This is a genomic window from Conexibacter woesei DSM 14684 (assembly GCF_000025265.1).
GTDB lineage: Bacteria > Actinomycetota > Thermoleophilia > Solirubrobacterales > Solirubrobacteraceae > Conexibacter > Conexibacter woesei.
The window spans coordinates 5,799,704-5,810,516 of record NC_013739.1; the positions used below are offsets into that span (position 1 = coordinate 5,799,704).

The following is a 10,813-nucleotide window of genomic DNA, read 5'->3' on the forward strand; positions in this document are numbered from 1 at the left end:
AGCTCGTCGCAGCGTTAGTGCGTGCCGGCGCCGGCGTAGCCGTGCGGGCGCTCCTGCGCGAACGCCCATGCGTCGGCGACCATCTCGGTCAGCGACTTGGTCGGCGCCCAGCCCAGCTCGGCGCGGATCCTGCCGTTGGCAGCGACGAGTCTGGGCGGGTCGCCGGGCCGCCGCCCCGCCTCCTGCACCGGCACGTCGAGGCCGGTCACCGTTCTGACCGCCTCGATCACTTCGCGCACGGAGTAGCCGTCGCCGCTGCCGAGGTTGAAGATGCGGTGCTCGCTCGGACGCGCGCCCTCCAGCGCCAGCACGTGCGCACGCGCGAGGTCCTCGATGTGGATGTAGTCGCGCACGGCGGTGCCGTCCGGCGTCGGATAGTCGGTGCCGAAGATCTTCACCGCGTCCTGGAGCCCCTGCGCGGCGCGCAGCACGTTCGGGATCAGGTGCGTCTCGGGATAGTGGTCCTCGCCGAGGCAGCCGCTCGCGCCGGCGACGTTGAAGTAGCGCAGGCTGACCGCCCCGAGGCCGTGGGCGCGGCACTCGTCGGCGATCATGCCGTCGACGGCGAGCTTCGAGGCGCCGTACGAGTTGACGGGACGGGTCGGCGTCGTCTCGTCCATCGGGACGACCTCCGGCTCGCCGTAGACCGCGCAGGTGGAGGAGAAGACGAGCCGCTGCACGCCGGCCGCGCGCAGGCCGTCGAGCAGGTTCAGCGAGCCGAGGACGTTGTTGCGGTAGTAGATCTCCGGTCTCGCGACCGACTCGGCGACGAGCGCGTACGCGGCGAAGTGCAGCGCGCCGTCGAAGCCCTCCGCGACGGCGTCGACGACGGCCTCGGCGTCACGCAGGTCGATCTCCAGGAGCCGCGCGCCGTCGGGCACGGCCGCCCGGTGACCGCGTTCGAGGCTGTCGAGCACGACGACCTCGTGGCCGCCCGCGAGCAGCTGCTGCGCGACGATCGATCCGATGTAGCCGGCGCCGCCGGTGACGAGAAGCTTCATGGGCGGAGGTTCTAACAGACGCGCCCCGGCGAGCCGGTCGACTAGCATCCCCGTCTCGCGATGACGTCCCGCGCCCGCATCCGCCGCGTGCTCGCGCTCGCACTCGCGCTGCTCCTCCTGCCGTGCGCCGCCGCCTGGGCGGACCGCGCGGCGTACGACCGCGTCTCCGCGGCGTACGCGAACAGCGGCGGGCAGCTCGACCCCTGCTCGTTCTCGCAGGCCGACCTCGAAGGGGCGCTCGCCGGCATCCCGAGAGCATTCGAGGACGTCGTGCCGGACCTCAGAAGAGCGATAGAGGACGGCATCGCCGCGCACAGAAGAGGCGACTGCAGAGGGATCGAGCCCGACGGCGGCGCGAGCGCCACGACGCCGACCCCGCCCACCACCACCCCGACGACGCCGACGACGCCCGAGACGAGCGCGACGCCACCGGCGGGTGCGACGCCCCCGGCCGGCGGGACGCCCCCGGCGGGCGGGACCCCGCCGGCCGCCACACCGCCCGCGGCGACGCCGTCGGGGCCGACGACGACGCCGAGCGTCGAGCAGCCCGGCGTGAAGCGCGACCGCACGCCGCTCATCATCGGCGCGGCGGCGCTCGGCGCGCTGCTGGTCGCGCTGCTGCTGCTGTGGGGCTGGGCGCGCATGCGCGGCTGGGACCCGACCTGGGCGGCACGCGCCCGGCACGCCTGGGGCGAGGCCGGCTACCGCGTGACGAACACCTGGTCGGAGTTCACCGACTGGCTGCGCCTCGGCCGGTAGGACGCGCGCGTCGTGACATCTCGCATGAACAGCTCGGACTAGCGGCGGTTGAGGCCTCGCGTTTCCGGGCTTGGGAGGGAATCCTGAGCGGATGGCTGGCGCGCTCGCACCAAAACCTAGGAGAATGAGGGAGGGCCGCCCCCGGAACTGCCTTCCCGGGCGAGGGGGCGGCCCTCTGACTTTCAACGAGCAGCACCGGAAACGTACCCTCCGTCCCGGACATGTGCGGTTCATCACAAGCGTCTGTAGCGATCGTCACAACGATCCGTCCGGCCTGCCGCGTACCTTCCCCGTTCGCCTCCGCCGCGTCTCTTCCCGGGCAGCGGTTGCAGAGGTTCAACGAGCAGGAAGAGGTACAAGAAGTGAGTGGCACCATCTACCGACCGGGCAACACCGTGCAGGCGTCGGGCATCTACAACGTGGTCAACTCCTACGGCACCCCTCAGGGCCGTCAGGTGACCTGCGTGGAGGGCGAGCCCTTCCCGCCCACGCAGTACGCCGGTGAGTACGGCTACGTGCTCGCCATGGCCACGCAGCACTCCCGCTTCTAAGCGGGGCATGGCACGGCGCCGGGCACATGCCCGGCGCCGAGACCCCTCCCTACAGGGAAGTTTCAGTCGGAACGGTCGCCTCGAACCGGACCGTCATCCAGGTCCCGTCGTGCTCCTCGCTTGTTACGACACGGTCGCAGGCATCTGCGAGACGAAGAACCATCTCGGCGTTCGTGACATGTACAAGCTGGTCGATCTCTTGTTCGGGACGCGCGTGGAGCTGTTCCCAGAGGCGGCCAATCTCGACTCCACGAGCGAATTCGGGCGAGTTCGTGTCGAAGGCGAGTGCAAGGCCGTAAGCCATGGGCGTGGTTTCCCCCTTCTACGTTCGGTTCCTGCATCGCGCTCCGGTACGCGGACAAGCCCAATCGTCCGAACGGGAGACAAAACGCAAACGCCGTCCGGTTGCGCGTCGGCTTCGCGACGGCTTGCGGCCGCCCAGCGTGGTTGTGAGCCTGGCGAGGATTTGTGAGGTCGCCACGCGTGGGAACTCCCGGAACCGGGATGGTGTGAATCTTCTGCAAAGAGCGGGAGGAGCCCTCTTTTCCGAGGGCGAAGAGCGCTATGTTCGACACCGGCCTGAGGTGCCCCGCGTTGGACCCCGAAGACGCGAGCGGATCAGCCTCCCGGGTGGTTTTTCCGTCCGGCCGAAGTCGGATGATTCGCTGTTACCCCCTCAGTCGGGCCGAGACCGGGGGACGTTCGCGGAAACAGCGGGGAAACACACAAGGAGCAGGCAGGCATGGCACATCTCTCGCAGACCCCCCCGACCACCACGATCGACGCACCATCCGGTGAAGCGCTGCGCATCTCTCGTCGCTTCACGACAGCCGGAGTGCATCCGTTCGACGCGGTCGAGTGGGAGCTGCGCGATGCCCGCATCGGCCACGGCGACAAGGTCTCGTTCGAGCAGCGCGACGTCGAGTTCCCGAAGGCGTGGTCGCAGAACGCGACGAACATCGTCTCGCAGAAGTACTTCCGCGGCCAGCTGAACACCGCCGCCCGTGAGCGCTCGGTCAGACAGATGATCGGCCGCGTCGCCGGCACGATCGCCACCTGGGGCCGTCAGCGCGGCTACTTCGCCACGCGCGAGGACGGCGACGTCTTCGAGGCCGAGCTGACCCACATCCTGCTCCACCAGCTGGCCGCGTTCAACTCGCCGGTCTGGTTCAACGTCGGCTTCGAGGAGCAGCCGCAGTGCTCCGCCTGCTTCATCCTCTCCGTCGAGGACACGATGGAGTCGATCCTCGGCTGGAACACCAAGGAAGGGAACATCTTCCGCGGCGGCTCCGGCTCGGGCATCAACCTCTCCAACATCCGCGGGTCGATGGAGCCCCTGAGAAAGGGCGGCACCGCTTCCGGCCCCGTCTCCTTCATGCGCGGCGCCGACTCGTGGGCCGGCACGATCAAGTCGGGCGGCAAGACCCGCCGCGCCGCGAAGATGGTCGTCCTCGACGTCGACCACCCGGACGTGCAGGAGTTCATCTGGTGCAAGGCCAAGGAGGAGGACAAGGCCGAGGCGCTGCGCAACGCGGGCTTCGACATGTCGATCGACGGTGACGGCTTCACCTCGATCCAGTACCAGAACGCGAACAACTCGGTGCGCGTCTCGGACGCGTTCATGCAGGCGGTCGAGAAGGGCGAGGACTGGGACCTGATCGCCCGCACCGACGGCAGCGCGGTCAAGACGGTCGACGCGCGCGAGCTGATGCGCGAGATCGCCGAGGCCGCCTGGCGCTGCGCCGATCCGGGCGTCCAGTACGACACGACGATCAACCAGTGGCACACGAGCCCGAACTCGGGCCGCATCAACGCGTCGAACCCGTGCTCGGAGTACATGCACGTCGACGACTCGGCCTGCAACCTCGCGTCGCTGAACCTGATGAAGTTCCGCCGTCCGGACGGCACGTTCGACGTCGCCAACTTCGAGCACGCCGTCGACGTCGTCTTCCTCGCGCAGGAGATCGTCGTCGGCGCGTCGAGCTACCCGACCGAGGGCATCGCGAAGAACGCCAACGCGTTCCGCCAGCTCGGCCTCGGCTACGCCAACCTCGGCGCCTACCTGATGTCGAACGGCATGCCGTACGACTCCGACGCCGGCCGCGGCACGGCCGCCGCGATCACCGCGCTGATGACCGGCCGCGCCTACCAGCGTTCCGCCGAGATCGCCGGCGCGGTCGGCACGTTCGAGCGCTACGCGGAGAACCGCGAGCCGCACAACGCGGTGATGCGGATGCACCGCGACGCCTCGTACGCGATCCCGAACGCCTCCTGCGACGACGACGGCCTGCTGACGGCCTCGCGCCGCGTCTGGGACGACGCCGTCGAGCTCGGCGAGAAGAACGGCTATCGCAACGCGCAGGCGACGGTGCTCGCGCCGACCGGCACGATCTCGTTCCTGATGGACTGCGACACGACCGGCGTCGAGCCGGACTTCTCGCTCGTCAAGTTCAAGGAGCTCGTCGGCGGCGGTCAGATGACGATCGTCAACCGCACCGTCCCGCTCGCGCTGCAGACGCTCGGCTACTCCGACGAGCAGGTCGAGCAGATCGAGTCGCACATCAACGACGCGAGCACGATCGTCGGTGCGCCCGGCCTCGCGGCCGAGCACCTGCCCGTCTTCGACGTGGCGGTCGGCGAGCGCGCGATCTCGCACATGGGCCACATCAAGATGATGGGCGCGGTGCAGCCGTTCATCTCCGGCGCGATCTCCAAGACGGTCAACCTGCCGCAGACGGCGACCGTCGAGGACATCGCCGACGCGTACCTGCAGGCGTGGCGCCTCGGCGTCAAGGCGCTGGCGATCTACCGCGACGGCTCCAAGACCGCGCAGGCGCTGCGGACCGACGCCCAGCAGGGCGAGGGCGCCAAGAGCGGCGGCTTCACGCAGGAGGACGTCGACAAGGCGGTCGCCGAGGCGATCGCGACGGCGACCGCCGAGACGAAGCCGGCGCCCGCGCGCAGGCGGATGCCGCGTGAGCGGCAGTCGCTGACGCACAAGTTCTCGCTCGGCGGACACGAGGGCTACATCACGGCCGGCCTCTACGAGGACGGATCGGTCGGTGAGATCTTCCTGACCGATATCGGCAAGGAGGGCTCGACCCTCCGCGGGATGATGAACTCGTTCGCGACGATGGTCTCGATCGCGCTGCAGTACGGCGTGCCGCTGGAGACGCTCGTGCGCAAGTTCAGCTACATGCGCTTCGAGCCCGAAGGCATGACGATGAACCCCGAGATCCCGTTCGCGAAGTCGATGCCGGACTACATCATGCGCTGGCTCGCCTCCCGCTTCCTCGACGAGGACGTGCAGGAGGACCTCGGGATCCTCACGCCGGCGGTGCGCGCCCGCAAGACCGCGCAGGACACGGCGATGTCGCTCAACGGCGACACCGCCGGCCCCTCCAACGGCGTCACCAGACACGCGGCGCCGGCCGCGCCCGCCGCCCCGACCGCCGGCGGCGGCACCGTCCAGCCGGCCGCGGCGGCGTTCACCGACGCGCCGCCGGTCGTCCCCGCGCGCATGAGCGTCGGGCTCGACCTCGGCCCCGCGTGCGAGCAGTGCGGCGGCATGATGCAGCGGACGGGCTCGTGCTACACGTGCTCGTCGTGCGGCAACAACACCGGCTGCGGCTGATCGGCGGCCCGCGCGAGAGGTCGCGGCGGCGCTACCCGCGCCGCGATGACGCGCGACGCGTGACCACTTGACCAGAACGCCCCGGCCCGCCGGGGCGTTCTGCGTCTCGGGTGATTCTCAGCCGGCTGCGACGGTGCGCCCAGGCGCGTCGCGTTCACTGGTCCTCATCCCCTCCGCGGACCCGTTCCGCAGAAAGCGAGGCCAGCATGCGCCCACCCAAGACCCTCCTCGCCGCGCTCGCGGCCGGCACGCTGCTCGTCGGCGGCGGCACGGCGATCGCGGCGACCGGCGATTCCGGCTCCTCGACACCGAGAAGCGGCACCCAGCAGCAGGCGCCGAGAGGCCAAGCCGCGCCGAGAGACGGAAGAAGCGGCGACCCCTGCCCGAAGGGCACCGCCCCGCGCAGATCGAGCGGGTCGAGCGGCTCCTCCAGCGACGGCGCGGCCTACTCGGGCGCGACGACGTAGCGACGCCGGGGAGGAGTGTCGGATCGACCACCGTTAGCGTGGCCGATCCGGCACTCCTCGTGCGGAGCGGGACGGGCGGCTCGCGGCGCGGCGGGCTACGGCAGGTCGAGCTCGCCGTCGGCGACGTCGCGCGCGACGTCCACGACGCGGCGGCGGGCGGCACGGGCGTGCGTGCGCAGGCGCTCGAACGCGGCCGCCTGGTCGACGTCGTGCCGCTCCATCAGGATCCCCTTCGCGCGCTCGATCACGGCACGCCGCTCGAGCGCGCCCTCCAGCTGGTCGACCTTCGTCTCCAGCCGCGTCAGCTCGGCGTGGCGCCGCAGCGCCAGCTCGATCGCGCTCTGGATCGCATCCGGCGTCGCCGGCTGCGTGTACGCAGCGATGCCGCGATCGGCAGCGCGGGCGACGAAGTCCGGGTCGTCTCTCAGCGTCAGCGCGACGACAGGCCCGCTGGCAGAGGCGCCGAGCTCCTCGATCAGCGCGAGCGCGTGGTCGTCGTCCTCGTGCAGGACGACGATCGAGACGTCGGGGTCGTCGCTGAGGACCTTCTCCGCCACTTCCGCGACGCTGATCGCGTACGCCGTGACGCGATGGCCCAGCTCGCGCAACAGGGCGCCCAGCCGCTCGAGCGCCTCGTGATCCTCGTCGGCGGCGAGAATGCTGAGTCCGTCGGTCGTCATTCGCCCCCCGCAGCGTTGCGACTGCCGCTACTCTTTACGTTCATATACCGGCGAAGGTGGTCGGGTTCACCGCAGCGCCCCAGACCCCCGGCGCTCAGAGCAGCAGCCGGAGGGCACGCGCAACGGTGGTTTGCAATGACGAAGAACGAGGGCGCAACCTTGTGCATGGGCGCCCGGCAGACTATCCGCGCAGCGGACACGACGCGCGAAAGGCGATGGTCGAGCAGCACCTCGGGCTCGCCCACCACCTCGCCCGCCGCTACAGCGATCGCGGCGAGCCGCTCGACGACCTCGTCCAGGTCGCCTCGCTCGGCCTGCTGAAAGCGGTCGACCGCTTCGACCCCGCGCGGGGCGTCAGCTTCGCCTCCTACGCCGTGCCGACGATCCTCGGCGAGCTGCGGCGGCACTTCCGCGACCGCGGCTGGGCGATCCACGTCCCGCGCGACCTCAAGGAGGCGGCGCTGCGCGTCGAGAGCGCGCTCGCCGGCCACGCCGGCAGATCGCCGACGCCCTCCCAGCTGGGGAAGGAGACCGGCCTCGACGTCGAGGCGGTGCTCGAGGCGCTGGAGGTCGCGGGCGCGCACCGCGCGCTGTCGCTCGACGCGCCGGCCGGCAACGAGGAGGAGGGCACGACGGCGACGCTCGTCGACAGGCTCGGCCGCGACGACGACGAGCTCGACCGGGCGGGCGACCGCGCGACGATCGAGCGGCTGGCGAGCGTGCTCGAACCGCGCGAGCGGGAGATCCTGCGGCTGCGCTTCGTCGAGGACATGACGCAGTCCGAGATCGGCGCCCGCGTCGGCGTCTCGCAGATGCACGTCTCGCGCCTTATCCGCACCGCGCTGACGCGGATGCGCCTCGCTTCGCAGACCAGCCGACCTCTTTAGCGACGATTCATGTCACATTGAGCACATATTGCGCGTGGGGGGCGAAGATCGTCCCATGGAAGACACCGCCATCACCATCGTCGCGGCGCTCGTCGTGACGCTCGTGGCCATGACGTACGCCCTGATGATCTGGGCGTCGGCGCACCGCTCCTGAGCGTCCCGGCGCCCGCCGCTATCTTCGACTGCACCACGACATCGGAAGGATGGTGCAGCGATGGCGAGCAAGGTGACCAAGAGCGACGCCGAGTGGCGCGAGCAGCTCACGCCCGAGCAGTACGCCGTGCTGCGCGAGAAGGGCACGGAGCGACCGTTCACCGGTGAGTACGTGAACGAGAGAACCCCGGGCGTCTATCGCTGTGCCGGCTGCGGCGCGGAGCTGTTCGCCTCCGACACGAAGTTCGACTCCGGCTCGGGCTGGCCGAGCTTCACCGCGCCCGCCGAGGACGACGCGGTCGCGACCGAGCGCGACACGAGCCACTTCATGGTGCGCAACGAGGTCCTCTGCAGCAGCTGCGGCGGCCACCTCGGCCACGTCTTCGACGACGGCCCCGCGCCGACCGGCATGCGCTACTGCATCAACTCGGCCGCGATCGACCTCGACGCCAGATAGCTCCGCCCGCACCACCGAGGCGGCCCCGACGAGAGGGCCGCCTTCTTCTTGCTAGAATGGTTAGCAACGCTAACTAGCCTCGCTAACGACCCGCGATGGCAACGTCTGAGACCCCACGAATCCCTTCGCCGACATCCACTCCCGAGCTCGCCACGCGACTGCGCATGGCGGTGACGCGCATGGCACGCCGCCTGCGCCAGGAGTCAGGGGTCGGACCGGAGATCTCACCGACGCTCGCGGCCGCGCTCGCGTCGATCGAGCGCGACGGGCCGCTGACGCCGAGCGCGCTGGCGGAGGCGGAGCGCATCCAGCGGCCGACCGCCACGCGGATCGTCGCCAAGCTCGAGGAGCGCGGTCTCGTCTCGCGCGCGTCGGACCCCGACGATGGGCGCGTCTCGCTCGTCACGGTGACGCGCGAGGGCCGCACGCTGCTGAAGCGGATCCGCTCGCGCAAGAACGAGTACCTGGCGAAGCGGCTGCGGACGCTGGAGCCGGAGGAGCTGACGACGCTGGCGAACGCGGCCGAGATTCTCGAACGGCTGCTGCACGAGCGCCCGGCGGCACGGTGAGCGCCGCGCTCCACCGCTCCTTCAGCTCGCTCTCGATCCCCAACTACCGCCGCTACTTCAGCGGCCAGATCGTCTCGCTGAGCGGGACGTGGGTGCAGACGGTCGCGGAGACGTGGCTCGTCCTCAAGCTGACCAACAGCGGCGTCGCCGTCGGCTTCGCGGCCGCGCTGCAGTTCGCGCCGATGCTGCTCGGCGGAGCATGGGGCGGCCTGATCGCCGACCGGCTGCCGAAGCGCCAGCTGCTGGTCGCCACGCAGGTCGCGATGGCGATCCCGGCGCTGCTGCTGTTCGGGCTCACCGCCTCCGGCGCGATCACGCTGTGGATGCTGTTCGGCCTGATCTTCCTGCGCGGCTGTGTCCTCGCGGTCGACAACCCCGCACGACAGGCGTTCCTGGTCGAGCTGGTCGGCCCCGACCGGCTGCTCAACGCAGTCAGCCTCAACAGCGCGCTCGTCAACTCCGCGCGCATCATCGGGCCGGCGTTCGCCGGCGTGCTGATCACGACCGTCGGCGTCGCGCCGTGCTTCGCCGTCAACGCGATCTCGTTCCTGGCGATGATCGTCGCGCTGCGGGGGATGAACCGCTCCGCGCTCAGCACGCCCCCGGTCACGCCGCGCGCGCCGGGCCAGGTGCGCAGCGCGCTGCGCTACGTGAAGGCGACCCCGCAGCTGTGGATCCCGCTCGCGCTGACGGCGGTCGTCGGCACCTTCACGTTCAACTTCCAAGTGCTGCTGCCGCTGCTGGCCAGCTTCACCTTCCACGGCGACGCCGGCGTCTACGCGACGCTGACGACCGCGATGGGCGCCGGCGCGATCCTCGGCGCGATAGCGAACGGCTCACGCGCCCGCGTGCGGCCCGCGATGCTCGTCGCCGCCTCGCTCGCGTTCGGCGCGCTGATGCTCGTGCTCTCCTCGGCGCCGACGATGGCGCTCGCGGCGGTCGCGCTGGTGCCGGTCGGCGCGGCGAGCGTCGCCTTCTCGGCGAGCGTCAACTCCGCCCTGCAGCTCGCCGTCGAGCCGGCGATGCGCGGCCGCGTGATGGCGCTCTACTCGGTCGTCTTCCTCGGCTCGACGCCGATCGGCGCGCCGCTGATGGGCTGGCTGGCGAATACCGCCGGCCCGCGCACCGCGCTCGCGCTCGGCGGCCTCGTCGCGGTCGCTGCGGGCGTCGGCGCACGTGCCGCCTTCGCTCGCAACGACATCCCCGCGCGCGTCCCGATCGGCGCCGCCGCGGCCGTCGAGCGGGCCTAGTCCTCCGGCCACCAGCCCTGCAGGATCTCGCCGTCGCCCTCGTGCCGCTGCCCGAAGACGATCAGCTCGAGCCCGTCGGGGCCGCCCTCGAACGAGCGCGCGGCGCCGGGCGAGACGCGGATCGCGTCGAGCCGAGTCAGCTCGAACACCTCGTCCTCGACCTTCGCGCGGCCGCTGCCGCCCAGCACGACGTAGACCTCCTCGGCCTCGTCGTGCCGATGCGCGAACGCCTGCCGTCTCCCCGCCTTGACGCGATGGAAGCCGACGCCCGTTCTCTCGGCGCCGAGGTCTCTGGTGGCGAAGCGCGACTCCTGGTGCGCGCCGAAGCCGTGCGCGGCGGCGCTGTCCTCGACGTCGCCGAGGTTGATGCGCGTATGGGCCGGTGTCGTCTCGGTTCGTTCCATG

At 70.7% G+C, this 10,813-nt stretch carries 11 protein-coding genes; 8 read left to right on the plus strand and 3 right to left on the minus strand.

Annotation, left to right across the window (positions count from 1 at the left end; all coding sequences use genetic code 11):
• Positions 1-14: 14 nt before the first annotated feature.
• Positions 15-1,001 (minus strand): UDP-glucose 4-epimerase GalE, encoded by a 987-nt coding sequence (galE, locus tag CWOE_RS27240; protein WP_012936879.1) that lies wholly within the window; start codon positions 999-1,001, stop codon positions 15-17.
• A 60-nt stretch (positions 1,002-1,061) separates the two neighbouring features.
• Between galE and CWOE_RS27245 the strand changes: the two genes are divergently transcribed.
• The 4 genes from CWOE_RS27245 (at position 1,062) to CWOE_RS27265 (ending at position 6,412) form a co-directional block, all read left to right on the plus strand.
• Positions 1,062-1,760 (plus strand): hypothetical protein, encoded by a 699-nt coding sequence (locus CWOE_RS27245; RefSeq protein ID WP_012936880.1) that lies wholly within the window; start codon positions 1,062-1,064, stop codon positions 1,758-1,760.
• A gap of 221 nt (positions 1,761-1,981) precedes the next feature.
• The gene (locus CWOE_RS33990; RefSeq protein WP_201447074.1) at positions 1,982-2,311 is read left to right on the plus strand and encodes a hypothetical protein; all 330 of its coding nucleotides are present in this window, start codon (positions 1,982-1,984) and stop codon (positions 2,309-2,311) included.
• 742 nt (positions 2,312-3,053) lie between these two features.
• On the plus strand, positions 3,054-5,945 hold the full coding sequence (locus tag CWOE_RS27260; RefSeq protein ID WP_012936882.1) for a vitamin B12-dependent ribonucleotide reductase: 2,892 nt from the start codon (positions 3,054-3,056) through the stop codon (positions 5,943-5,945).
• A 206-nt stretch (positions 5,946-6,151) separates the two neighbouring features.
• Positions 6,152-6,412: a hypothetical protein gene (locus tag CWOE_RS27265; RefSeq protein WP_012936883.1), complete on the plus strand. Its 261-nt coding sequence runs from the start codon at positions 6,152-6,154 to the stop codon at positions 6,410-6,412.
• A 95-nt stretch (positions 6,413-6,507) separates the two neighbouring features.
• Here the strand turns inward: CWOE_RS27265 and CWOE_RS31605 are convergent, their stop codons facing one another.
• Complete coding sequence (locus CWOE_RS31605) at positions 6,508-7,092, minus strand: ANTAR domain-containing response regulator (RefSeq protein ID WP_012936884.1); 585 nt, start codon at positions 7,090-7,092, stop codon at positions 6,508-6,510.
• A gap of 56 nt (positions 7,093-7,148) precedes the next feature.
• Between CWOE_RS31605 and CWOE_RS27275 the strand changes: the two genes are divergently transcribed.
• From CWOE_RS27275 to CWOE_RS27290, 4 genes are all read left to right on the plus strand, one after another.
• Positions 7,149-7,979 carry a SigB/SigF/SigG family RNA polymerase sigma factor gene (locus CWOE_RS27275; RefSeq protein ID WP_012936885.1) on the plus strand — a complete coding sequence of 277 codons (831 nt, stop codon included), beginning with the start codon at positions 7,149-7,151 and terminating at the stop codon, positions 7,977-7,979.
• Between the two features lie 214 nt (positions 7,980-8,193).
• Complete coding sequence (msrB, locus tag CWOE_RS27280) at positions 8,194-8,589, plus strand: peptide-methionine (R)-S-oxide reductase MsrB (protein WP_012936887.1); 396 nt, start codon at positions 8,194-8,196, stop codon at positions 8,587-8,589.
• 179 nt (positions 8,590-8,768) lie between these two features.
• Complete coding sequence (locus CWOE_RS27285; RefSeq protein ID WP_236262177.1) at positions 8,769-9,158, plus strand: MarR family transcriptional regulator; 390 nt, start codon at positions 8,769-8,771, stop codon at positions 9,156-9,158.
• The gene (locus CWOE_RS27290; RefSeq protein WP_012936889.1) at positions 9,155-10,408 is read left to right on the plus strand and encodes an MFS transporter; all 1,254 of its coding nucleotides are present in this window, start codon (positions 9,155-9,157) and stop codon (positions 10,406-10,408) included. The genes CWOE_RS27285 and CWOE_RS27290 overlap by 4 nt, the downstream gene beginning before the upstream one ends.
• Here the strand turns inward: CWOE_RS27290 and CWOE_RS31610 are convergent.
• Entirely contained in the window at positions 10,405-10,812 is a 408-nt protein-coding gene (locus CWOE_RS31610) for a cupin domain-containing protein (RefSeq protein ID WP_012936890.1), read from the minus strand. The genes CWOE_RS27290 and CWOE_RS31610 overlap by 4 nt on opposite strands.
• Position 10,813 lies beyond the last annotated feature (1 nt).

Bases quoted from the DNA above. Each gene is read 5' to 3' on its own strand.
- CWOE_RS31610 (WP_012936890.1), bottom strand. From the start codon at position 10,812: ATGGAACGAACCGAGACGACACCGGCCCATACGCGCATCAACCTCGGC.
- galE (WP_012936879.1), bottom strand. From the start codon at position 1,001: ATGAAGCTTCTCGTCACCGGCGGCGCCGGCTACATCGGATCGATCGTC.
- CWOE_RS27260 (WP_012936882.1), top strand. From the start codon at position 3,054: ATGGCACATCTCTCGCAGACCCCCCCGACCACCACGATCGACGCACCA.
- CWOE_RS33990 (WP_201447074.1), top strand. From the start codon at position 1,982: ATGTGCGGTTCATCACAAGCGTCTGTAGCGATCGTCACAACGATCCGT.
- msrB (WP_012936887.1), top strand. From the start codon at position 8,194: ATGGCGAGCAAGGTGACCAAGAGCGACGCCGAGTGGCGCGAGCAGCTC.
- CWOE_RS27245 (WP_012936880.1), top strand. From the start codon at position 1,062: ATGACGTCCCGCGCCCGCATCCGCCGCGTGCTCGCGCTCGCACTCGCG.
- CWOE_RS27265 (WP_012936883.1), top strand. From the start codon at position 6,152: ATGCGCCCACCCAAGACCCTCCTCGCCGCGCTCGCGGCCGGCACGCTG.
- CWOE_RS31605 (WP_012936884.1), bottom strand. From the start codon at position 7,092: ATGACGACCGACGGACTCAGCATTCTCGCCGCCGACGAGGATCACGAG.
- CWOE_RS27285 (WP_236262177.1), top strand. From the start codon at position 8,769: ATGGCACGCCGCCTGCGCCAGGAGTCAGGGGTCGGACCGGAGATCTCA.